This window comes from Microbacterium sp. NPDC087665, assembly GCF_044743285.1.
Lineage (GTDB): Bacteria > Actinomycetota > Actinomycetes > Actinomycetales > Microbacteriaceae > Microbacterium.
This window is the reverse complement of record NZ_JBIUWD010000003.1, coordinates 504,253-525,879: the sequence shown is the minus strand read 5'-3', so window position 1 is coordinate 525,879 and position 21,627 is coordinate 504,253. Positions and strand designations below refer to the sequence as shown.

Below are 21,627 nucleotides of genomic sequence, written 5' to 3'. Positions count from 1 at the left end.
GACGTGGTGGTCCGGTCGCGCGAAAGCGCGACCGCGAACTACGCCGCCGCGGCGAGAGCCGCAGCGACGACGTCGAGGCCTTCGTTCAGCAGGTCGTCGCCGATCGAGAGCGGCGGCAGGAAGCGGATGACGTTGCCGTAGGTGCCGCAGGTGAGCACGATGACGCCCTGGGCGATGGCGGCCTTGGCGACCGCGGCGGTGAGCGCGGCATCCGGAGCCTTGGTCTCGGGGTCGACGAACTCGGCGGCGATCATCGCGCCGTGTCCACGCACGTCGCCGATCCGCGGGTCGTTCTGCTGCAGTGCGGTGAGGCGATCGGTGAGGAGGGTTCCGATCTCGCGGGCACGCTCGATCACCCCGTCGTTCTCGAACACGTCGATCGAGGCGAGGGCTGCGGCGCAGGCGATCGGGTTGCCGCCGTACGTGCCGCCGAGGCCGCCCGCGTGCGAGGCGTCCATGATCTCGGCCCGGCCGCTGACGGCGGCGAGCGGAAGGCCGCCGGCGATGCCCTTGGCGGTGGTGATCAGGTCGGGCTCGATGCCGAAGATCTCGCTCGCGAACATGTGCCCGGTGCGGGCGAAGCCGGTCTGCACCTCGTCGGCGATGAAGACGACGCCGTTCGCGCGGCACCAGTCGGCGATCGCGGGGAGGAAGCCCTCGGCGGGGACGATGAAGCCGCCCTCACCCTGGATGGGCTCGATGATGACGGCGGCGAGGTTGTCGGCGCCGATCTGCTTCTCGAGCTGGAGGATGACGCGGGCTGCGGCCTCGCCACCCTCGAGTCCGTCGCGGAACGGGTACGACATGGGGGCGCGGTAGACCTCGGGAGCGAAGGGACCGAAGCCGCTCTTGTACGGCATCGACTTGGCCGTGAGCGCCATGGTCAGGTTGGTGCGGCCGTGGTAGCCGTGGTCGAAGGCGACGACGGCCTGACGGCCGGTGAACTTGCGGGCGATCTTGATCGCGTTCTCGACCGCCTCGGCGCCCGAATTGAACAGGGCGCTCTTCTTCGCGAAGTCACCCGGGGTGATGCGGTTGAGCGCCTCGGCGACGCCGACGTACGACTCGTACGGCGAGATCATGAAGCAGGTGTGCGTGAACTGCGCGGCCTGGGCGGCGACGGCCGCGGCGACCTTCGGGTGCGCGTTGCCGACCGAGGTCACGGCGATGCCCGATCCGAGATCGATCAGCGAGTTGCCGTCGGCGTCGACGACCACTCCCCCTCCGGCGGCGACGGCGGCGATCGGCACGGTGTGTCCGACGCCCGCAGCCACGGCATCCGCCTTGCGTGCCAGGATCTCGGCCGACCGCGGGCCGGGAAGTTCGGTGACCAGACGACGCTCCTGGGGGAGCTCGGGTCCTCCGAGAGGAACGACGGGGGATGCGGTGTCGAGGAGTGCCATGTCGCGAGCGTACGACCGGGTCGATGACGGATGCATTCGCCGACGCGTACAATCTGAACACCGACTTCGCCGTTCTGTACAAACCCTTGCAGGAGCATCCGTGGCCGCCGACCAACCCACACTGCGCACACTGCTGCGCCGCCGCGACCTCGGGCTGCACCTGGTCTCGACCGACGAAGAGCTTCCGGCCGAGTCTCTCGAACGCCCGCTGCGCTGGGTGCACAGCTCCGACCTCGCCGACCCGACCCCGTTCCTGGCCGAAGATCTCGCGCTTCTCACCACGGGCACGCAGTTCGACGACACGGCCGACATCGACGCGTACGTCGCCCGCCTCGCCGACCGCGGGGTGCTCGGCCTCGGCTTCGGCACCGATGTCTATCGCGCCGGCGTTCCCGACGAACTGGTCACCGCCTGCGCGGCACGTGGAATGCCGCTGTTCGAAGTGCCGTACCGCACACCGTTCATCGCCGTGGCGCGCGCCCACTCCGAAGCCATCGCCGCCCAGGTGTACGCCCGCCGGTCGTGGGCGCTCGACGCGCAGCGCGCTCTCGCCCTCGCCGCCCTGCGCCCGCACGGACTCGACGCGATCCTCACCGAGCTCGCCCGCCGCCTGGGGGTCTGGACCGGGATGTTCGACGCCGCCGGGTCACTGATGCACGGGCATCCGCGGGACGCCATCGGCCCCGCGTCGCTCGAACGCCTCGCCGACCGCGTGGGCGACGTGCTCACGCGCGGACTCGAGACGGGCCAGTCGCTCACGCTCGACGACCGCACGTTCATGCTGTTCACGGTCGGTCGCGGCGGCAACCTGCGCGGCGTGATCGCCCTGGCCAGCGACACGCTCGATCCCGAAGCGCGCTCGGTGGTCACCTCGGTGATCGCCATGGCCGGTCTCGCGCTCGAACAGAGCGAACAGCTCGCCCGCAGTCGTCGCCGCCTGCACGCCCAGCTGCTGCGCTCCCTTCTCGCAGACGACCCGACCCTGCCCCGCCGGGTGCTCGGGTCGCTCCCGCCCGCACCGATCGTGGTGGCGGTGGCGGGCGATGCGCCCGCCGGCCCGCTCGCGGACTGGTGGGAGCGTCATCGCGTCGAGCACGGCACGGCCGTCTTCCTCGCCGAGTCCGACGATGGGGTGACGATGTGCGTCTCGGCGTCGGACGAAGAGCTGCTCGACGAGGCGGCCGAACGCTTCGGCATCCGCATCGGCGTGTCCGCCCCCGAGACGTACGCCGCCTTCTCTCGCGCCCACGCGCAGGCGCAGACGGCGTTGCGCCAGCAGAGCGCCGCAGGAACCGCGCGCTATGCGGATGCCGTGGGCACGAGCATCCTCGCCGCCCTCGCCACCGACGAAGCGCGCCTGGTCGCCGAATCGCGCCTCGCTCCCCTGCGCGAGCACGACCTGCAGACCGGAGGCCAGCTCGAGACCTCGGTGCGGGTCTGGCTGGAGCACGATGCCCGCGCCGAGGCCGCCGCGGAATCACTGGGGGTGCACCGCCACACCCTGCGGTCACGGATCACCCAGGCCGGTGGACTGCTGGGCATCGACCTGTCGTCGTTCCCGGCGCGCGCCGAACTGTGGGCACTGCTGCAGACGGCGCGGGACTGAAGTGCGACGGGAGCGGGCCTAACCGCCGAACAGCACCCGGACGGTGCTCAGGAGTTGAAGCTGATCCACAGCGGCCATTCGCCGGACTCCCCGAACAGCGCCGCCCCCTTGCGATATGTCACCTCGGCCGTACGGGGGACTCGATCGGCGCCGAACACGTGCCAGTCAGAGGGGTCTGCGAGGGAGACGACGAATGACCCGTGGATCGGCTCCTCCGGCCGGAAGCCGAACTCGTACACGGCGACCACACTGTTGGAAAAGGTCTGCTTGGCGTATGCCATAAAGCCCATGTGCCATCTCTCGTCGAGGGCTCTACGACGTCGCCCATCATTTCCCGTGATTTCGACAGATCATAGCCTCCGGCCTTCGCGCTCCGCGGAACCGAGCGCACTTGCCCCGAGCAGCACCCGGCAGCGCTCGACGTCGTCCGCCGTCTGCGCGATCAGCTCGGGCACATCGGCGAACCGCAGCGTCGGGCGCAAATGCGCGACGAGCTGCACCTGCAGCCGCCGGCCGTACAGGTCGATGTCGGCGTCGTGCAGGTGCACCTCCACGCGGCGTTCTCGGTCGCCCGCGAAGGTGGGGTTGGCGCCGACACTGACGCTGGCCGCCCAGGGGTGCGCATCATCGTCGATGCGCACCCACGCGGCGTAGATGCCGTCGGCAGGCAGGATGCCGTCGTCGAGCGCGAGGTTGGCCGTGGGGAATCCGAGGTCGCGTCCCCGCCCGTCGCCGGGCACGACCACGCCCCCGATCACCGCCGACGGCGGCACCGTCATTCCGTCTCGAAGGGCGAGATGGCGCGATACCGGCTCTGCTGGAAGACCAGCGGCTCGACATCGTCGAACACCGTGATGTCGGCGATCTCATAGAGCGCGACCTCGTGGTCGCCGCCGTCGAAGGTGCTGTGCAGCCGGCAGGTCAGCCAGAGCGCGGCATCCTGCACGAGCACGGCGCCCTGCTCGCTGCGGTGCCAGCCGTGCGTGCCGAAGCGGTCGTCCTCGCGCGACGAGAGCAGGCGGCTCAGCGGTTCGTGATGAGCGGCGAGCACGCTCATGCCGAGCTCGGGAACGGCGCGGAGCACCGGCCAGGTCTTCGAGGTGCGGGCCGCGCTGATGGCGACGAGAGCCGGTTCCAACGAGATGGAGGTGAAGGAGTTGACGGCCATCCCGACCGCGCGTCCGTCGACCTCGGCGGCGAGGGCGACGACGCCCGTGGGGTAGACGGAGAACGCTCGGCGCAGGGCGCGGTCCCGGGGAAGGGCATCGGTCACGGCAGTCGACATTTCGGTGTCCTTTCGTTAGTCAACTTTGACTAGTTCTGATCATAAGCATTTTTGACCATGCAAACAACAGGCAATTCGCGCACCAGCCGTTAGCATGAGGGGCATGTCGACCACCCGCCTCGTCGTCCTCGGTGCCGTCAAGCAGTTCCAGCCGGTGCACGGCTACTTCCTGCGCCGAGAACTCATGACCTGGCACGTCGACGAGTGGGCCCACATCCAGCCCGGCTCGATCTACAACGCGCTGCGCGCCCTCGAGGTCGACGGCTACATCGCCGAGAGCGGCACCGAGACCGAGGGCAAGCGCCCCGCCCGCACGACCTACCGCATCACCCCCGCCGGCGAGGTGGAACTGCAGCGGATGCTGCGCGAGAACCTCTGGAACGTCGCCGCCTTCGACACCCAGGCCATCATGACCGTCGCGTCGTTCATGTTCGTGCTGAGCCGGCAGGAGGTGATCGCCGGCCTCGAGCACCGCCTCATCAAGAGCGACGCGATCATCACCCAGAACGGCTTCGATGTGCAGGACACCCTGCGCTCCGAGACGACACCGAAGTACGTGCGCGAGATCTTCGACCTGTCGACCGCCCGCCTCACCGCCGAGAAGCAGTGGCTGCTCGATCTGCTCGCCCGCCTCAACGACGGCGAGTACGTGTTCGCCGGCGAGACGGTGCCCGAAGAGCCCGCCACCGAATAGTGCGAACCGCCCGCCCGATGGGCGAACGGCGAGCTCAGCGCGTCGCGACGAGCGTCGCGACCGCCTCGGGAGTGAGCGCCGCGGTGTTCGCCCCGTGGTGGCGGGCGACGATGGCCCCCGCCGCGCAGGCGACGACCAGCGCGCGCTCGATCCGCTCCCCCGCGGCGAGCGCTGCCGCGAGCGCCCCGCAGAACGCATCTCCGGCGCCGGTCGTGTCGACGGGGTCGATCGGGAACGCCGCGACCTGCACCGTGTCGCGGTGCGGACGGTGCAGGCTCACAACCTCACCTCCGCGCGTGAGCACGACGGCATCCGCCCCCGCACCGAGCAGACGTTCGACGCCCCCGAGCTCGGCGCACTCGGTCTCGTTCACGATCAGGTAGTCGACGTCATCGAGCAGGGCGATCGCCGATTCCGTCGCCGGGGCCGCGTTCAACAGCGTGACCGCGCCGGCATCCGCCGCGGTCCGCAGCGCCGCGGCGACGCTCCCGACCGGGATCTCCAGCTGGGCGAGCACGACCGCCGCGCCCGCGACACCGGTCACCGCATCGGCCACGCCCAGTTCCGCATTGGCACCGGCCGCGACGATGATGCTGTTGTCGCCGCCGTCGAGCGCGAGCACGTGCGCGACGCCGGTGGGGGCGGCGGCGGAGCGGCGAAGGATGCCGGTGACTCCGGCATCCGTCAGGGTGCGCTGCAGCAGCGTGCCGGCCTCGTCGTCGCCGACGACCGCGCAGAACCGGGTGGCCGCGCCGCTGCGCGCGGCGGCCACCGCCTGGTTGAGGCCCTTGCCACCGGGGAAGCGTCCGGCGGCCGTACCGAGCAGCGTCTCGCCGACGCGGGGAGGGCGCGAGACCGCGACCACGAGGTCGAGGTTCGCGCTCCCCACGACGGCGACACCGGTGAGGGTGTCAGACACGCGTCATCGTCCGGCGATACTGCGCGCCGGGGTGCGAGTCGGCCAGTGCTGGGGTGGGCGTACCGATCAGACGTTCGCGCAGGGTCTGCGGCTCGTCGGGCTGCGGAGCGATCACGCCGCGCTCCTTGAGGATCGGCATCACGTGCTCGATGAAGTCGACCGTGGAGGCGGGCGGGATGACCGGTGCGAACAGGTAGCCGTCGAGGTCGGCGCCGTCGGCGAGCTCGACCATGCGGTCGGCGATCTGCTCGGGCGTTCCGACGAGCGGGCGCGCACCCACGCCGTGCGCGTGCCAGTCCCCCAGCACGTCGCCCACGGTCTTGTCGGCGAAGCGGGCGACCTGCGTCTGAGACAGCTCGGTGCTCAGCTCCGACATGGGGGTGTCGGTGGGGTACGCCGAGAGGTCGAGCCCCGTGAACCAGGCGTACGAGGCGACGGTCACCTCGGGGTTCTGCGCATCCGCCACCTCGGCGTACTTGCGCCGGGCCTCTTCCTCGGTGCTGCCGACCACGGCGGCGAAGGCAGACATGATCTTCACGTCGTTCGCCTCTCGGCCGTTCTTCACGGCCTCCTCGCGGATCGCGGTGGAGTGCGCACGCAGCTGCTCGACCGAGCCACTGCCGACGAAGATCGCTTCGCCGTGCTTGCCGCCGAACTCACGCCCTGCGGGCGACGCACCCGCCTGGAACAGCACCGGCGTGCCCTGCGGCGTGCGGGCGGTGTTGCCGTAACCGTGCGAGCGGAAGTACGGGCCGTCGTGCTCGATGCGGTGCACCTTGCCCGGGTCGGCGAAGCGACCGGCCTTGTCGCGTTCGAGCGCGCCCTCCTCCCACGCCTGCTCCCACAGCTTGTAGACGACCTGCATGAAGTCGTCGGCCATCAGGTAGCGCTCGTCGTGGCCGACCATCGGCACACCGAAGCCCTGCACCGCGGTGTCGGCGGTGCCGGTCGTGACGACGTTCCAGCCGATGCGCCCGCCCGAGAGGATGTCGAGAGTCGCCAGGCGACGGGCGAACGAGTAGGGCGGTTCGAGCAGCGTCGATCCGGTGGCGACGAGACCGAGGCGCGTGGTCTCGGGGATGAGCGCGGCGAGGATGATCGCCGGATCGAGACGCGGCAGGTCGAGGCCTTCTACCGAGCAGATGTCGGGGCGCTCACCGGCGACGTCGGCCCAGCCCCAGGCATCCGCGAGGAACAGGAAGTCGAACCCGGCGTCCTCGACGAGATGCGCGGTGTCGCGCCAGTACTCGAACTTGTCGAAGAGGTAGCGCTTGTTGTCGGGGTGACGCCACGTCGCCGTGCCGGAGTCGTTGGCCTGTGCGTTCTCGAAGAGGCCGAGACGCAGCTGCTTGACGCTGTTCTGATCGCTCATGTGCGGGTGCCTTCCTTGTGGGTGGTTCATGTCGTTGTCCGGGCGCGCCGGAGGAACCCCGGGGCGGGAGGGGGGAATCCCGCCCCGGGATCGAATGCCGCGTCAGCCCTTGGCCGTGACCTCGCCGTCGCTCCACCACAGCACGCGCTTGCGCACCAGGGCGAGGACGATGATCAGGAGCACGCCGAGCAGGCAGAGCAGGGCGATGCTCGCCCAGGTGACGGGCAGGTTGGCCTGAGCGGCCGAGGTGGTCACGAGCGAGCCGAGGCCCGCCTGCTGACCGGCCGCGACGAACTCGGCGACCGCCGCACCGACCACCGCGAGCGGCAGGGCGATGCGGAGTCCCGCGAACACGTACGGCATGCTGCCGGGGAATCGCAGCTCGCGGAAGATCTCCCACCGCGAGGCGTGCAGCGTCTTGAAGACGTCGAGTGCGCGATGGTCGACGTCACGGAGTCCCGCGAGCGAGTTCACCAGCATCGGGAAGAACACCACGAGCCCGGTCACGATGAACTTCGGCACCATGCCGAAGCCGAACGCGACGACCAAGGCCGGGGCGATCGCCACGATCGGGGTCACCATCACGATGATCACGAGGGGCATCACGGCCCGCTCGATGATCTGGAACTCGGCCATCACCACCGCCAGCAGGAATCCGGCGAGGATGCCGGCGGATGCTCCGACGACGACCTCGAGCAGGGTGACGAGGAAGTTCGACCAGTACATGCCCGCATCGTCGACGAGGCTGCCGCCGATCGCTTCGAGCGTGGGGAGCACGTACGGGTTGGTCCAGGCCACGACCTGCCAGAGCAGGGCCGCGATGACGAACGTGATGAGCGTCGGCACCCAGGAGCCCCAGCGCAGCCACGGCGGAACGCCACCGCGGGGCTTCGTGGCGCGCAGGCGTGCGGTCGCGATCGTCGCCGTCGTGTCTCTCATCGTCAACTCAGACATGGGTCTTCTCCGTCTGCCTCTCGGTCTGGGCGCGCAGCGCCCCGCGCACGACCGCTTCGAGCTCGCGGAACTCGTCGGTGGCGTAGGCCTGCTCGTTGCGCGGGCGTGGAAGGTTCACATCGATCACCTGCGCGATCCGGCCGGGGTGCGCCGCCATCACCACGATGCGGTCGGAGAGCATGATCGCCTCCGGCACCGAGTGCGTGACGAACATGACGGCCTTGCGATTGGACTGCCAGAACTCCAGCAGCGCGATGCGCTGCAGATCGCGGTTCATCTCGTCGAGCGCCGAGAACGGTTCGTCCATGAGCATGATGGCCGGGTCGAACACGAACGCCCGGGCGATCGCCGCGCGCTGCTGCATGCCGCCGGACAGCTGCCCGGGGTACTTCGACATCGCCGCGCCCAGCCCGAAGGTCGACAGCAGTTCCGCCGGGTCACGCAGAACGCGCCCCGCGTTCGCCTTGCCGTTGATGCGCACGGGCAGTTCGACGTTCTCCCGCACGGTCTTCCAGGGAAGGAGCGCCGGGGACTGCGGAACGAGACCGATCTTCTTGTCGCGGGATGCCGCCGACACGCTCTCGCCGTCGATCGTCACCGTTCCGGAGTCGGCGTCCAAGAGGCCGGCGACCACTTTGAGCAGCGTCGACTTGCCGCATCCGCTCGGTCCGATCACCGAGACGAACTCGCCCATGCCGATCGTGAGGCTCACGTCGTCGAGCACGGTGACCCGCGAGCCGTCGACCCCGAAGGTCTTGGTGACCCCGGTGACCTCGACGCCCGCGCCCTGCGCGACCGCCACCGCTTCGCCGGCCATCACTTCGCCGGCCAGATGAGGGTGTCGCCGTCGTACAGGTCGGCGACGAGGTCGGCGTCCATCATGTCTTCGATGGCGGGCACGTTCTTGACGTCGCCGTACTTTTCGACGAGCTCGTACTCGGGCTCCCACATGGCCGCGGTCTGCACGCCCGGGTTGCCGCCGGCGCTCTCGCGCACCCAGGCGGATTCCACCTCCCAGGTGCGGGCGAGCTGGTCGCGCGGGAACGCGGCGCCCTGTCCGCTGTCCTCGGCGAGCTGGGCGAGCATGTCGATGCACTCCTCGGACTCGTCGAGGCAGAACTGCAGCGCCTTGAGCGTCGCACGCATGAAGTCGGCGGCGACCTCACGGTTCTCGGCGAGGAACTGCGAGTTCACCTCCATCACGTTGTACGTGCCCTCGACCCCGAGGTCGGAGGGGAGGAACTCGCTGAACGGCATGTCCTGCGCCTTGAGCGACTGCGGCTGGTTCGACGCGTATCCGACGATCGCGTCGACCTGGTCGCGCACGACGACGGTGGGGTCGTAGTTGGTCATCTTCACCATCTCAACCTTCGAGACGTCGACGCCGGCCTCGTCGAGCATGGCCGAGGCGACCGGGGTGAGGTTGATGAAGTAGCCGAGCGTTCCGCCCTCGAGGTCCTTCAGGCTCTCGAGCTTCTCGTTGCCGAAGATCGAGAACGGCGGGGTGGTGCCGTAGGTGGCGACGGCGGTGAGGTTCTTGCTGTTGGCGGCGGCGAGCATGACGTCGGATGCCGAGCCGAGAGCGGTGAACTGCGCCTGGCCGGAGGCGACGAGCTGCTGCCCGTTCGCGCCGGATGCGTTGATTTCGACGTCGAGGCAGAGCTCGTCGAAGTAGCCGAGTTCCTCGGCGAGGAAGACGTCGATCTGCCCGGCGCTGGCCGAGTATCCGTATCCGGAGATGTAGGTGATGGTGCCGGCATCCTGATTCCGCGTGCAGCTGTCGTCGTCGACAGCGGCGTTCGTGGGGGCGGTATCGCCGCCGGGCGTCTGCGCGGAGCATGCTCCGAGCGTCAGCGTGGCGGCGAGAACGCACGTCAGGGTGGCAGCGGTGCGGAATCGGGTTTCCGCGGTGAGAGTAGCCATGAGGGTCCCTTCTCGGCCGTTCGTCATTGATGGCTCGTTGAAAGTAACATAGTCAAGATTGACTAAGCAAGAAGAAACCAATTGTCGACGGATCGGCGTGGTCACAGAGCGGCGCACGGACTCGGTGAAGAGTCCGTGCGCCGCTCTTACCTCTTCATGGCGGGCCGACCGGAGGTCAGCCCTCGCAGCCGTCGCCTCCCTCTCCCCACGACGAACCGAAGTGCTGCTGTCGCATCGCGGGCCGCAAGCGCTCCCTCATGTCGGAATCCACGAAGTAGTCCTTGAGGGAGTCTCCAGTGAGCTCGTTGCCGATCGCGGCCATGATCATCGACTGATCGAGCGAGAGGTACTGCTCGGAGATCGTGCCGCTCCGCACGGCGACCGCGTCGTAGAACCCGCCGAGACCATAGCCGCCGAGGTCGTCCTCGATCCCCCGGAGGTTGCTCAGCACGCCCGCTCGGTCGTAGGGCAAGGCGAGGAACGACGCGTGCGGCGTCACCACGCCGTCGCCGAACTCGGGCGCGGGGTTCGCACCCGCCGCACAGCCGGTCCGGTCGATATCGACGTCGGTCCGCTCGACGTCGGAGGTGTAGCCGTCGGAACGTATCCCCGCGACGTCAACGCCGTACTCCGCGTATCCGCCGAACGGGTTGCTCGCGGGCGAGAAGCCCCAGTATCCGTATCCAGCCTCATCGAGTCCGTGCTGCTCCTGCACGGCGACCGTGATCGGATGGTTGAGCCCCCACGACGTCGGCCCCCAACTCGTCTCCGGGACCAGGAGGTCGGGCATCAGCGACTCGAACATGCTGCCGCCCCAGCTCGGGACGAATGACATCCCCGCGTAGCGGTATGCGCCCTCCCACACGTCGACGCCGTCGTAGGTCCGGTACTCTCCCTGCGGCACCTGCTCCTGCCAGGCCCAATCGCAGCCCGGCGGCATGGTGCGGCGCGTACCGTACAGCGCCGTGGCCGGGATCTGGCCGTTGGCGATGCCGAGGTACGTCGCGATGCGACTCTCGCTCACGGTCGTGTCGTAGTGATGGCACGTGTAGTGGGCGATCTCGCCCGAGCCGTTGTACATCGGTGCCGCGACACTGCACTCGGGCGGCGCCGTCTCCCAGAAACCCCCGCGATTCGTGCCGGCGGCCAGGCCCGCGGCTCCCGCGGGGTCGAAGAAGGCCGCGAAGTCCATCGAGTCGTAGAGGGCGTCGGCCTCGTCAGCGAGCTGGGGCTCCGCCTCCCGCACGATCCGGAGCGCGGCAGCGAGCCATCCGTTGTCCACCGTGCTGAGGAACGGGTGCACAGGGTCGCCGGAACCCGGCCAGCTCGTCAGCTTCTCGCCCGTCGTCGGCGAGTACCAGTTGTAGAACATCCCGCTGGCGTCATTGCGCTCGAGCCCGGCGAGCGTGTCGAGCGTCGTCGACATGCGGTCGCGCGCTTCGTCCGTGCCGATGATCCCGAGATCACGCGCCGTCACCGTCGACCACAGATAGCCGCCGATGTTGGTCGGCGAGGTGTACGCGCTGGAGGTCTCCAGATCACCTGAGATGTGATCCGCCGGAAGCCCGGTGCCCTCGTCGGTCATCGCCGCCAACGACTGCCAGGTGTCTCGCGCCCACCGATTCAGGTCCTGCGAGACCTCTCCCCCGCCGCCCGCGCCCGGTCCCATTGCGCCCGGGCTCACGAGGGACAGGCCCGAGAGGACCACTCCGATCGTTACTGCCGCGCTCATCCATCGCTTCATCGGTTCTCCCTCGAGAATGTGTCGCGACCCTCGTCTCCCAGTAGACGAAAATTAACACGCGCGGGGCGAATGTCCCATACGCCCTCGAAGCGAGCGCGACGTCAGTCCGGGGCGTGCGCCTCCAGGAACTCGTAGACGTCGGTCGTGTCGACACCGGGGAACGCGCCCGTCGGCAGTGTCGCCAAAAGGGTGCGCGGGGTCTTCACGTTGGGCCACGAGTTCTCGCGCCAGCGCTCCTCGAGGTCGGCGGGAGCGCGGCGGCAGCACACCTCGACCGAGTGCTTCGAGACACCGCGGTGCGGGGTGTCCCGCCCGACGAACCACTTCGTGTCGTCGAAGCGCACCCCCACGCTCACCGAGTGCAGTCCCTCGCTCGACGCCTCGACCCTCGCCGTGCACCAGTACGTGCCGTTGCCCGTGTCGGTGTACTGGTAGTACGGGTTGAAGCGGTCGTCCTCGTCGAACACGACCCGACTCGTCCACTTGCGGCAGCACATCTGCCCCTCGATCGCCCCGAGGCGGTCGGCCGGGAAGTTCACGTCATCGTTCTCGTAGGCCTTGGTGATGGTTCCCGATTCGTGCACCTTGAGGAAGTGCACCGGGATGTCGAGGTGCCGGGTCGCCAGGTTCGTGAATCGGTGCGCCGCCGTCTCGTACGACACGGAATAGGTGTCGCGCAGATCTTCGATCGAGATCGAGCGGCGCGCCTTGGCATCGACGAGTGCCGGCACGACATGCGCCTCGGGGATCAGCAGCGCCCCGGTGAGGTAGTTCGTCTCGACCCGCTGCCGCAGGAACTCGGCGTAACTGCGCGGTTCGGAGTGTCCGAGCATCCGGCTCGACAGCGCCTGCAGCACGGCGGTGCGGGCATCGCCCTTCGCGGGCACCCGGCTCGACAGGTACAGCCGCCCGTGCGCCAGGTCGGCGACGCTGCGGGTGGTCTGCGGCAGGTCGGGCGCATAGTGCAGGGTGAAGCCGAGATAGGCGGCGATCTCGGATGCCGTGCGCTGCGTGAGCGGTCCGCCCGGATGCCCGACGGCGCTGAGGATCTCGGCGGCCTTCGCCTCGAGGTCGGCGAAGTGGTTGTCTTGCCGTCGCATCAGGTGGCGCAGCTCGACGTTCGCCCGTCGCGCCTCTTCCGGGGTCGCCGCCCGCTCGTCGCGCAATCGGTCGATCTCGCCGTGCAGGGCGAGCAGGGCCTTGAGCGCATCCGTCGGCAGGGTCTTGGCGATACGGAACGGTTCGATGCCGAGCGCCTGGAACGTCTGCCCCTTCATCGCGCGTTCGAGGGCGATCTCGATCGCGCTGCGCTCATCGAGCGGCTCGCCTTCGAGCAGTGCGTCGAGCGTGACGCCGAGGGCGCGGGCGATCGCCTGCAGCTGGGTGAGCTTGGGCTCGCGCTTGCCGGTCTCGATCATCGACAGCTGACTCGGCGCACGATCGACGGCGGTCGCGAGGTCGTCGAGCGTCATCCCCCGCGCGGTGCGCAGACGACGGATGCGCCGGCCGATCGTGAGGGCGTCGGTCTCTTCTGCGATCTCGGCATGGGTCCCTGAGCCTGTCGAAGGGTTCATGGCCGTGATTCTGTCACGAAAGCAGAATTTCCGCTGAACTTCACACGCCATCCGGCCGTGAACCGTCGGAATCTTCACCCACAGTGGAAACACGCCACCCGGCACCGCCGCCGGACCGACCGAAGGAGACACCATGACGACGAACGCACCCCGCCCCGCAGGTCTGCGAGCAGGCGACCAGGTTCAGACCGCCGCCGAGCTCCGGGCGATCTGGGAGACCGATCCCCGCTGGGACGGCGTCGAGCGCACCTACTCGGCCGATGACGTCATCCGCATCCGCGGCTCGGTCCGCGAGGAGTCCACGCTCGCCCACCGCGGCGCCGAGAACCTCTGGAACCTGCTCCACACCGAGGACTACATCCGCGCACTGGGCGCCTACACGGGCGGCCAGGCCGTGCAGCAGGTGCGCGCCGGGCTCAAGGCCATCTACCTCTCAGGCTGGCAGGTCGCCGCCGACGGCAACCTCGCCGGCCAGACCTACCCCGACCAGTCGCTCTACCCGGCGAACTCGGTGCCCGCCGTCGTGCGCCGCATCAACAACGCGCTGCTGCGCCAGGACCAGCTCGAGCACGCCGAGGCCGTGGCGGGCGAGGGCGAGATCACGCAGGACTGGCTGGCGCCGATCGTCGCCGATGCCGAGGCCGGCTTCGGCGGGCCGCTCAACGCCTACGAGCTCGCGCAGTCGCTCATCCAGGCCGGCGCCGCCGCGATCCACTGGGAAGACCAGCTCGCCAGCGAGAAGAAGTGCGGCCACCTCGGCGGCAAGGTGCTCGTGCCGACGCAGCAGCACATCCGAACGCTGAACGCCGCCCGACTCGCTGCCGACGTCGCGGGCGTTCCGACCGTCATCATCGCGCGGACGGATGCTCTCGCCGCCGACCTGCTCACCAGCGATGTCGACGAGCGCGACCAGGCGTTCACCACCGGCGAGCGCACCCCCGAGGGCTTCTACCGGATCCGCCCGGGCATCGACTCGGTCATCAGCCGCGGTCTCGCCTTCGCCCCCTACGCCGATCTGCTCTGGGTCGAGACGGGCGAGCCCGACATCGAACTGGCACGCTCGTTCGCCGCGGCGATCCACGCCGAGTTCCCGGGCAAGCTGCTCGCGTACAACTGCTCGCCGAGCTTCAACTGGAAGCGTCACCTCTCGGATGCCGAGATCGCGACGTTCCAGCAGGAGCTGGCCGACCTGGGCTACAAGTTCCAGTTCATCACCCTGGCGGGCTTCCACGCCCTGAACTACTCGATGTTCGACCTCGCCCGCGGCTACGCCGATCGCGCCATGAGCGCGTACGTCGAGCTGCAGGAGGCCGAGTTCGCCGCCGAGGCCGACGGCTACACCGCCACCAAGCACCAGCGCGAGGCGGGCACCGGCTACTTCGACGTGATCTCCACGGCGCTCAACCCCGACAGCGCCACGCTCGCCCTCGCCGGCTCCACCGAGACCGCGCAGTTCCACTGATCCTCCCTCTTCGAAGGAATGAACTCATGACCACTCCGACCACCACCCGCTCCATTCCCACCCCGACGCACCAGGGGCCGGCGATCGAGATCACCGGCACGCTGCGCGATCGCTACGACGAGATCCTCACGCCGGGCGCGATCGCCTTCCTCACCGAGCTGCACCACCGCTTCGCGTCGCGCCGCCACGATCGCCTCGCCGACCGCATGCGCCGCCGCTTCGAGATCGGCAACGGCCACGATCCGCGGTTCCGTGACGACACCGCGCACATCCGCGACGACGCCGACTGGCGCGTCGCGGGCGCCGGGCCCGGCCTCGAAGACCGCCGGGTCGAGATCACGGGCCCGACCGATCCGAAGATGACGATCAACGCGCTCAACTCGGGCGCGCGGGTCTGGCTCGCCGACCAGGAGGATGCCACGAGCCCCACCTGGAAGAACGTGATCGAGGGCCAGTTGTCGCTGCGCGACGCGATCCGCGGCGAACTCTCGTTCACGGGGCCCGCCACCGATGGGGCCCCGGGCAAGGAGTACCGCGTCACCGCCGAGCGCACCCCCACGATCGTGATGCGTCCGCGCGGATGGCACCTGCCCGAGAAGCACATCGACTTCATCGATCGCGCGGGGCGCCGCACGACCGCATCCGGCTCCCTGGTCGATTTCGGCCTGTACTTCCTGCACAACGCGCAGGCGCTGATCGACGGCGGACGCGGACCGTACTTCTATATCGCCAAGCTCGAGTCCAGCGAAGAGGCGAAGCTGTGGGACGACGTCTTCTCGTTCAGCGAGGAGTACATCGGCATCCCGCACGGCACGATCCGCGCGACCGTGCTGATCGAGACGCTGCCCGCGGCCTTCGAGATGGACGAGATCCTCTACGAGCTGCGCGACCACTGCGCGGGCCTGAACGCCGGACGCTGGGACTACATCTTCTCGATCATCAAGAACTACCGCGGCCGCGGAGCGCGCTTCGTGCTCCCCGACCGCAGCGAGGTCACCATGACGGTGCCGTTCATGCGGGCCTACACCGAGCTACTCGTGCAGACCTGCCACAAGCGGGGCGCGTTCGCGATCGGCGGCATGAGCGCCTTCATCCCCAACCGCCGCGACCCCGAGGTGACGGCGCGCGCGATCGAGAAGGTCACCGCCGACAAGAAGCGCGAGGCCGGCGACGGCTTCGACGGCACGTGGGTGGCCCACCCCGACCTGATCCCGACCGCGCAGGCCGAGTTCGACGCGGTGCTCGGCGACCGGCCGAACCAGCTCGACCGTCAGCGCGACGACGTGCACGTTCAGCCCGCCGATCTGCTCGATCTGCACATCGGTCGCCCGATCACGGCGCAGGGCGTGCGCGGCAACGTGTCGGTCGCGATCCGCTACCTCGAAGCGTGGCTGCGCGGTCTCGGCGCCGTCGCGATCGACAACCTAATGGAGGATGCCGCGACCGCCGAGATCAGCCGCTCGCAGGTGTGGCAGTGGATCCACCAGGACCGCAGCACCGCCGACGGCACGGCCATCACGGCGGAGTACGTCGAGGGTCTGATCGCGGAGGTGCTCTCCGAGGCGCCTCGGGCCGAGGGCGACCGGTTCGACGACGCGGCGGAGATCTTCCGCGAGGTCGCGCTGCAGGAGGAGTTCCCCACCTTCCTGACGCTGGGCGCCTACGCCCGCTACCTCGGCGAGGACTGACGCCGCCCTCCCGTCGCGCCTCTCCGTCGACCGGTTCAGCCGCGAGACGAAAGGCGCGACGGGAGCGGCCGTGCGCGATTCATGCCGGCAGCCGTTTGCCCGCTGTGTCAGGCTGTGACGATGAGCGACGCCTCCGAAGCCCGGCCCGCCTCCTCACCGTTCGCTCCGCCCCCGGCGAAGCGCCTTCCGGTGCCCGCGTCACACGCGCCTGCGCGGGGAGCACGTTACTTCGGCGCACTGGTGGTCGCCTGGCTCTCATTCGGCACCTGGATTCTCGCGCTGCTCCTGGTCGTCCTCGCGCTCCTCGCCGGCGGCGGCTACGCGCTCTTCCTCCCGATGCTCTTCGTCTGGACCTCCTGGATCTGGAGCCTGGTGGGAGTGATCGCGCTGCTGCTGACCATCGGCATCCCGCAGTGCACCCGCGTCCGCACCCTCGCGTCGTTCGGCATCGCCCTGCACGTGCTGTCGTTCGTCACCTTCCTCTTGCTCTACGGCTGATCCGCCCTTCATCCGCTCACGGGCGTAGCCTGATCTCATGACCGAGTTCTGGAGCGAGATCGCCGGCGAATTCCTGCACCTGTACCCGACCGGCGGGCGACTGCTCGCGGTCGCGGGAGCGGATGCCGATCGCTCGCGACGTGCGGCCGACGACCTGGCCGCCGCGCTCACCGCCGCGGCGCAGAAGGTCGAGCGCGCGCACTCCGCCGACGGCGACGAAGGGGCGTTGCGTGCCGACGTGATCGCGCCGTTCCGTGCGGACAGGAGCGACCGGGTGCTGGTCGTCTCGGGCCCGGCCGCGCTCGTCAGCGCCAGCGCCCGCGGCCTCTGGAACTACACGGTCTGGCAGCTCGCCGGCGACGAGCAGCCGCACACTGCGGCATCCGTCATCGTCGACGTGACCGATCCGGATGCCCCCACCCGCCGCTTCGCCGACTACTGCGCGCTGCCCAGCGCCTTCGGCGCCTGATCTCCTCTTCGCTCCCATCGCACTTTCTGTCGTTCTGACCGGCTCAGACCGACAGAAAGTGCGACGGGAGCGGATGCTGTGGACAACGCGAGCGCGCCCTCGACCGGATGTGGCAAGCTGTGCCGATCATGAGCGACCAGCCCGACACTCCTCGCCTATCGCCGCTCGCCGCCTACGTTCGTGACAATCCGCTGTCGCGCTACGCGCCGTATCGCCGGACCGGTCGGCACATCACCGCGCTGGTCCTCGCGTGGATCTCGTTCGGGGCACCACTGGGCATCTCTGCGCTCTCGATCGCCACGTATCCGTTCGTCGGTCTCGTGGCGATCATGGTGCCGATGCTCTTCCTCTTCACGTTCTGGTTCTGGGGACTGATCGGTGCGCTCGCGCTGCTGCTGTCCCGCGGCGTCCGGTTGTGCGGCGGCACGCGGCTTGTTGCCATCCTCGGCATCCTCGAGGCCGTGATCATCTTCGGCATCCTGGTGGCCGTGACCTGACCCGCCGACACCCGACGCGGCTCCTCGCGAACTCTCGCTGGACGCGTCGCGTAGCCTTGCGGCGTGATGGATAGTCAACGTCCCTTGCTCCTCCGCGCGGACACCCTGTATGTCTCGGCCCCGGCAAAAGAAAGTGAGCTCGGCCGGTTAGAGCGGGCTCTCGAATTCCGGCTACCTGCCGCTTATCGGTCCTTTCTTTTGGCCAGTGACGGATATGACGGTCCGGTCGGCGCCCGAGGTGCGGACATCTCCCTCTGGCCTGTCGCCGACATCCTGCGTGGTGGGTACGAAGGGCCAGAAGAGGCTGGTGTGGTTCTCCTAGGTTCCAACGGCGGCCCGACCGGATTCGGCATCCTGCGGACTGACTCGAGCCGCTTCGTCTCGATACCACTCGCATCGTCTGACGCCGCCGAGATCCGCCCCCTCGGCGACTCATTCGAGCATTTCCTTGAGGCCATCGCTAACGGCGAGGGCTGGTAGGCACCGACGCGGCTCAGGTGAACGACGCGGCGACCGAATTGCGGTGGTAGTCGAACACGATGCTGGTGCGCGTCGAAGCGACGCTGCTCTGCGCTGAGAGGTGCTCGAGCACGAACTCGCGCATCTCCGACGAGTCGGCGACCGCGATGTGCAGCAGGAAGTCGTCGTCGCCGCCGAGGAAGAACACCTGGATCACCTGCGGGAGCACGCGCACGCGGTCCGCGAACTCGACGATGCTCTCGCGCCGCCCGCTCGGTCGCAGAGTCACACCGATGATCGCCTGCAGCCCCGCGCCGAGCATCCGTTCGTCGACGCTCGCGTGGAATCCGGTGATGACGCCGCGTTCGATCAGCGAACGCAGGCGCGCGTGGGCCGTCGACGGGGCGACGCCGAGGGTGGTCGCGAGTTCGGCGTTGGTCATGCGGCCGTCGTCGGTGAGCAGCGCGACGATGCGCTGATCGATCGGATCGAGCGCCGGCGCCCGAAGAGTGTTCGGTCGATCGGGCCCGGTTGACGTCTCCATGTGAATCATTATTCAGGATTTTGTCGATCTGCGAATCATCTTCGCGGAATCTGTTGCTTGGCCGATGTTTCTGCGATCCTGATCTGCATCAACGCAGCACCGAGCTCAGGAGAATCGATGAAGATCGGCGTGCCCACAGAGGTCAAGAACAACGAGAACCGCGTCGCACTCACCCCCGCGGGTGCCGACCGCCTCGTACGCGAGGGCCACCGCGTGCTCGTGCAGTCCGGCGCGGGCCTCGGCTCACGCATCGACGACGAGGCGTACCGCACGGCGGGTGCCGAGATCGTCGACTCCGCCGACGAGGTCTGGGGCGCGGCCGACCTGCTGATCAAGGTCAAGGAGCCCATCGCCTCGGAGTACGGATTCCTGCGCCCCGATCTGACGCTCTTCACGTACCTGCATCTCGCTGCCGACCGCGCGCTGACCACCGCTCTCGTCGACGCCGGCACGACCGCAGTCGCGTACGAGACGGTGCAGCTGCCCGATCGCAGCCTGCCCCTGCTCGTGCCGATGAGCGAGATCGCCGGGCGCCTCTCGGTGACGATGGGCTCCTACTCGCTGCTGCGTTCGAACGGAGGACGCGGCACCCTGCTCGGTGGCATCGCGGGCACCCCGCGCGCCAAGACCGTCGTCATCGGCGGCGGTGTCGCCGGCGAGCACGCGGCCGCGAACGCCCTGGGCCTCGGCTCGCAGGTCACCGTCGTCGACATCTCGCTCCCCCGACTGCGCGAGCTCGAGCACCGCTACGGCGGGGCCCTGCAGACTCGTGCTTCCAGCCGGTACGACATCGCCGAAGAGCTCGCGACGGCCGACCTCGTGATCGGCTCGGTACTCATTCCGGGCGCGGCTGCCCCGAAGCTCGTGACCGACGACATGGTCGCGGGCATGAAGCCGGGTTCGGTGCTCGTCGACATCGCGATCGATCAGGGCGGATGCTTCGAGGGCTCGCGCCCCACGACCCACGACGACCCCACGTTCGCGGTGCACGACTCCATCTACTACTGCGTGGCGAACATGCCCGGCGCCGTGCCCGAGACGGCGACCCGCGCCCTCACGAACGCGACCCTCCCCTACGTCTCGGCGATCGCCGGCAAGGGCTGGGCGCAGGCCGCGGCATCCGACCCCGCGCTCGCGAAGGGCCTGAACGTGCAGGACGGACGCATCACGCTCGACGCGGTCGCCCGCGCGCACGGCCTCTGAGGGCCGAAGAACTCCGAGCCCTTAAGAACTCAGGATCTTCATGACGTTGCGGCCCGCACAACGCCCGCGCCCCCGAGTACGCTCGTAGTCGTGACCGAACGCGCTCCCCTCTCCCGCAAACTGTCCGCGATCGCCGAGTCCGCGACCCTCAAGGTCGACGCGAAGGCCAAGGCGTTGAAGGCCGAAGGCAAGGCGATCATCTCGTACGCCGCCGGCGAGCCCGACTTCGCGACGCCGCAGTTCATCGTGGATGCTGCGGCCGAAGCCCTCGCCGATCCCGCGAGCTACCGCTACACCCCGGCCGCGGGTCTTCCGGCGCTGCGCGAAGCGGTCGCCGCCAAGACGCTGCGCGACTCGGGTCTCGAGGTCTCGCCGAGCCAGGTCATCGTGACCAACGGCGGCAAGCAGTCGGTGTACCAGGCGTTCCAGGCCGTGGTGAACCCGGGCGACGAGGTGCTGCTCCCCGCCCCGTACTGGACCACCTACCCCGAGGCGATCCGCCTCGCCGACGGCACCCCCGTCGAGGTGTTCGCCGGAGCCGACCAGGACTACAAGGTCACCGTCGAGCAGCTCGAAGCTGCGCGCACCCCGCGCACCACCGCTCTCGTCTTCGTGTCGCCGTCGAACCCGACGGGCTCGGTCTACACCGCCGACGAGACCAAGGCCATCGGCGAGTGGGCTCTCGAGCACGGCATCTGGGTGATCAGCGACGAGATCTACCAGAACCTCACCTACGAGGGCGTCAAAGCGGTCTCGATCGTCGAAGCGGTTCCCGAGGTGGCGGGTCAGACGATCCTCGTCAACGGCGTCGCGAAGACCTATGCCATGACCGGCTGGCGCGTGGGTTGGATGGTGGGCCCCGCCGATGCGATCAAGATCGCCGGCAACCTGCAGTCGCACCTGTCGAGCAACGTCAACAACGTCGCCCAGAAGGCCGCGATCGCCGCCCTCAACGGCCCCCAGACCGAGGCCGAGCAGATGCGCGAGGCCTTCGATCGTCGTCGCAAGCTCATCGTCTCGGAGCTGTCGAAGATCGACGGGCTCGTCGTGCCGAACCCGCTCGGCGCGTTCTACGTGTACCCCGACGTGCAGGGTCTGCTCGGGCGCACCTGGGGCGGCGTCACCCCGACGTCGTCGCTCGAGCTCGCCGACCTCATCCTCGAACAGGCCGAGGTGGCCGTGGTTCCCGGCGAGGCCTTCGGCCCGAGCGGCTACCTGCGCCTGTCGTACGCGCTCGGCGACGACGCGCTGCTCGAGGGCGTGCAGCGCCTGCAGCGCCTGTTCGCCTCCTGAGCATCCGTCCGTCCGGGGCATGCCGCCCCGGCTGACGACC

The 21,627-nt window shown here is 69.0% G+C and carries 22 protein-coding genes; 10 read left to right on the top strand and 12 right to left on the bottom strand.

What is annotated here, in order from left to right:
- Positions 1-38: 38 nt before the first annotated feature.
- Positions 39-1,403 carry a 4-aminobutyrate--2-oxoglutarate transaminase gene (gene gabT, locus ACIOSY_RS09310; RefSeq protein WP_400852441.1) on the bottom strand — a complete coding sequence of 455 codons (1,365 nt, stop codon included), beginning with the start codon at positions 1,401-1,403 and terminating at the stop codon, positions 39-41.
- Positions 1,404-1,503: 100 nt separating this feature from the next.
- Between gabT and ACIOSY_RS09305 the strand changes: the two genes are divergently transcribed.
- The gene (locus ACIOSY_RS09305; RefSeq protein ID WP_400852439.1) at positions 1,504-3,009 is read left to right on the top strand and encodes a PucR family transcriptional regulator; all 1,506 of its coding nucleotides are present in this window, start codon (positions 1,504-1,506) and stop codon (positions 3,007-3,009) included.
- 47 nt (positions 3,010-3,056) lie between these two features.
- Here the strand turns inward: ACIOSY_RS09305 and ACIOSY_RS09300 are convergent, their stop codons facing one another.
- Genes ACIOSY_RS09300 through ACIOSY_RS09290 form a run of 3 tightly spaced genes read right to left on the bottom strand, consistent with a single transcriptional unit; the run spans position 3,057 to position 4,294 of the window.
- Positions 3,057-3,299: a hypothetical protein gene (locus ACIOSY_RS09300; protein WP_400852437.1), complete on the bottom strand. Its 243-nt coding sequence runs from the start codon at positions 3,297-3,299 to the stop codon at positions 3,057-3,059.
- Between the two features lie 60 nt (positions 3,300-3,359).
- Positions 3,360-3,788, bottom strand: a complete 429-nt coding sequence (locus ACIOSY_RS09295) for a riboflavin kinase (protein WP_400852435.1) — start codon at positions 3,786-3,788, stop codon at positions 3,360-3,362.
- Entirely contained in the window at positions 3,785-4,294 is a 510-nt protein-coding gene (locus tag ACIOSY_RS09290; protein WP_400852433.1) for a flavin reductase family protein, read from the bottom strand. The genes ACIOSY_RS09295 and ACIOSY_RS09290 overlap by 4 nt, the downstream gene beginning before the upstream one ends.
- A gap of 103 nt (positions 4,295-4,397) precedes the next feature.
- On the opposite strand from ACIOSY_RS09290, the gene ACIOSY_RS09285 reads away from it, so the two are divergent.
- Positions 4,398-4,988, top strand: coding sequence for a PadR family transcriptional regulator (locus tag ACIOSY_RS09285; protein ID WP_400852431.1), 591 nt, complete (start codon positions 4,398-4,400; stop codon positions 4,986-4,988).
- 34 nt (positions 4,989-5,022) lie between these two features.
- On the opposite strand, the gene ACIOSY_RS09280 is transcribed toward ACIOSY_RS09285, so the two are convergent.
- From ACIOSY_RS09280 to ACIOSY_RS09250, 7 genes are all read right to left on the bottom strand, one after another.
- Positions 5,023-5,907: a PfkB family carbohydrate kinase gene (locus ACIOSY_RS09280; RefSeq protein WP_400852429.1), complete on the bottom strand. Its 885-nt coding sequence runs from the start codon at positions 5,905-5,907 to the stop codon at positions 5,023-5,025.
- Positions 5,900-7,279, bottom strand: a complete 1,380-nt coding sequence (locus ACIOSY_RS09275; RefSeq protein WP_400852427.1) for an NtaA/DmoA family FMN-dependent monooxygenase — start codon at positions 7,277-7,279, stop codon at positions 5,900-5,902. Before ACIOSY_RS09275 ends, ACIOSY_RS09280 begins: the two co-directional genes overlap by 8 nt.
- Positions 7,280-7,381: 102 nt before the next feature.
- Positions 7,382-8,233 carry an ABC transporter permease gene (locus tag ACIOSY_RS09270; RefSeq protein ID WP_400852425.1) on the bottom strand — a complete coding sequence of 284 codons (852 nt, stop codon included), beginning with the start codon at positions 8,231-8,233 and terminating at the stop codon, positions 7,382-7,384.
- Positions 8,226-9,050 carry an ABC transporter ATP-binding protein gene (locus ACIOSY_RS09265; protein WP_400852423.1) on the bottom strand — a complete coding sequence of 275 codons (825 nt, stop codon included), beginning with the start codon at positions 9,048-9,050 and terminating at the stop codon, positions 8,226-8,228. The genes ACIOSY_RS09270 and ACIOSY_RS09265 overlap by 8 nt, the downstream gene beginning before the upstream one ends.
- The gene (locus ACIOSY_RS09260; RefSeq protein ID WP_400852421.1) at positions 9,050-10,156 is read right to left on the bottom strand and encodes an ABC transporter substrate-binding protein; all 1,107 of its coding nucleotides are present in this window, start codon (positions 10,154-10,156) and stop codon (positions 9,050-9,052) included. The genes ACIOSY_RS09265 and ACIOSY_RS09260 overlap by 1 nt, the downstream gene beginning before the upstream one ends.
- A gap of 175 nt (positions 10,157-10,331) precedes the next feature.
- The gene (locus ACIOSY_RS09255; RefSeq protein WP_400852419.1) at positions 10,332-11,900 is read right to left on the bottom strand and encodes a glucoamylase family protein; all 1,569 of its coding nucleotides are present in this window, start codon (positions 11,898-11,900) and stop codon (positions 10,332-10,334) included.
- Positions 11,901-12,001: 101 nt separating this feature from the next.
- Positions 12,002-13,474 carry a helix-turn-helix domain-containing protein gene (locus tag ACIOSY_RS09250; protein ID WP_400852417.1) on the bottom strand — a complete coding sequence of 491 codons (1,473 nt, stop codon included), beginning with the start codon at positions 13,472-13,474 and terminating at the stop codon, positions 12,002-12,004.
- 133 nt (positions 13,475-13,607) lie between these two features.
- Here ACIOSY_RS09250 and aceA point away from each other — a divergent pair, with 133 nt between their 5' ends.
- The 6 genes from aceA (at position 13,608) to ACIOSY_RS09220 (ending at position 18,568) form a co-directional block, all read left to right on the top strand.
- A complete protein-coding gene (aceA, locus tag ACIOSY_RS09245; protein WP_400852415.1) occupies positions 13,608-14,936 on the top strand; it encodes an isocitrate lyase in 1,329 nt (442 codons plus the stop codon).
- Positions 14,937-14,962: 26 nt separating this feature from the next.
- The gene (gene aceB, locus ACIOSY_RS09240) at positions 14,963-16,624 is read left to right on the top strand and encodes a malate synthase A (RefSeq protein ID WP_400852413.1); all 1,662 of its coding nucleotides are present in this window, start codon (positions 14,963-14,965) and stop codon (positions 16,622-16,624) included.
- 120 nt (positions 16,625-16,744) lie between these two features.
- Positions 16,745-17,122 (top strand): hypothetical protein, encoded by a 378-nt coding sequence (locus ACIOSY_RS09235; RefSeq protein WP_400852411.1) that lies wholly within the window; start codon positions 16,745-16,747, stop codon positions 17,120-17,122.
- Between the two features lie 37 nt (positions 17,123-17,159).
- Complete coding sequence (locus tag ACIOSY_RS09230; RefSeq protein ID WP_400852409.1) at positions 17,160-17,591, top strand: hypothetical protein; 432 nt, start codon at positions 17,160-17,162, stop codon at positions 17,589-17,591.
- Between the two features lie 128 nt (positions 17,592-17,719).
- Entirely contained in the window at positions 17,720-18,088 is a 369-nt protein-coding gene (locus ACIOSY_RS09225) for a hypothetical protein (protein ID WP_400852407.1), read from the top strand.
- Positions 18,089-18,154: 66 nt separating this feature from the next.
- Complete coding sequence (locus tag ACIOSY_RS09220; protein WP_400852642.1) at positions 18,155-18,568, top strand: SMI1/KNR4 family protein; 414 nt, start codon at positions 18,155-18,157, stop codon at positions 18,566-18,568.
- Between the two features lie 13 nt (positions 18,569-18,581).
- Here ACIOSY_RS09220 and ACIOSY_RS09215 read toward each other — a convergent pair whose 3' ends face one another.
- Entirely contained in the window at positions 18,582-19,100 is a 519-nt protein-coding gene (locus ACIOSY_RS09215) for an Lrp/AsnC family transcriptional regulator (RefSeq protein ID WP_400852405.1), read from the bottom strand.
- A gap of 108 nt (positions 19,101-19,208) precedes the next feature.
- Between ACIOSY_RS09215 and ald the strand changes: the two genes are divergently transcribed.
- Together ald and ACIOSY_RS09205 are read left to right on the top strand one after the other, a co-directional pair.
- Positions 19,209-20,294: an alanine dehydrogenase gene (gene ald / locus ACIOSY_RS09210; RefSeq protein ID WP_400852403.1), complete on the top strand. Its 1,086-nt coding sequence runs from the start codon at positions 19,209-19,211 to the stop codon at positions 20,292-20,294.
- Between the two features lie 90 nt (positions 20,295-20,384).
- Positions 20,385-21,587: a pyridoxal phosphate-dependent aminotransferase gene (locus ACIOSY_RS09205; RefSeq protein WP_400852401.1), complete on the top strand. Its 1,203-nt coding sequence runs from the start codon at positions 20,385-20,387 to the stop codon at positions 21,585-21,587.
- Positions 21,588-21,627: the final 40 nt, after the last annotated feature.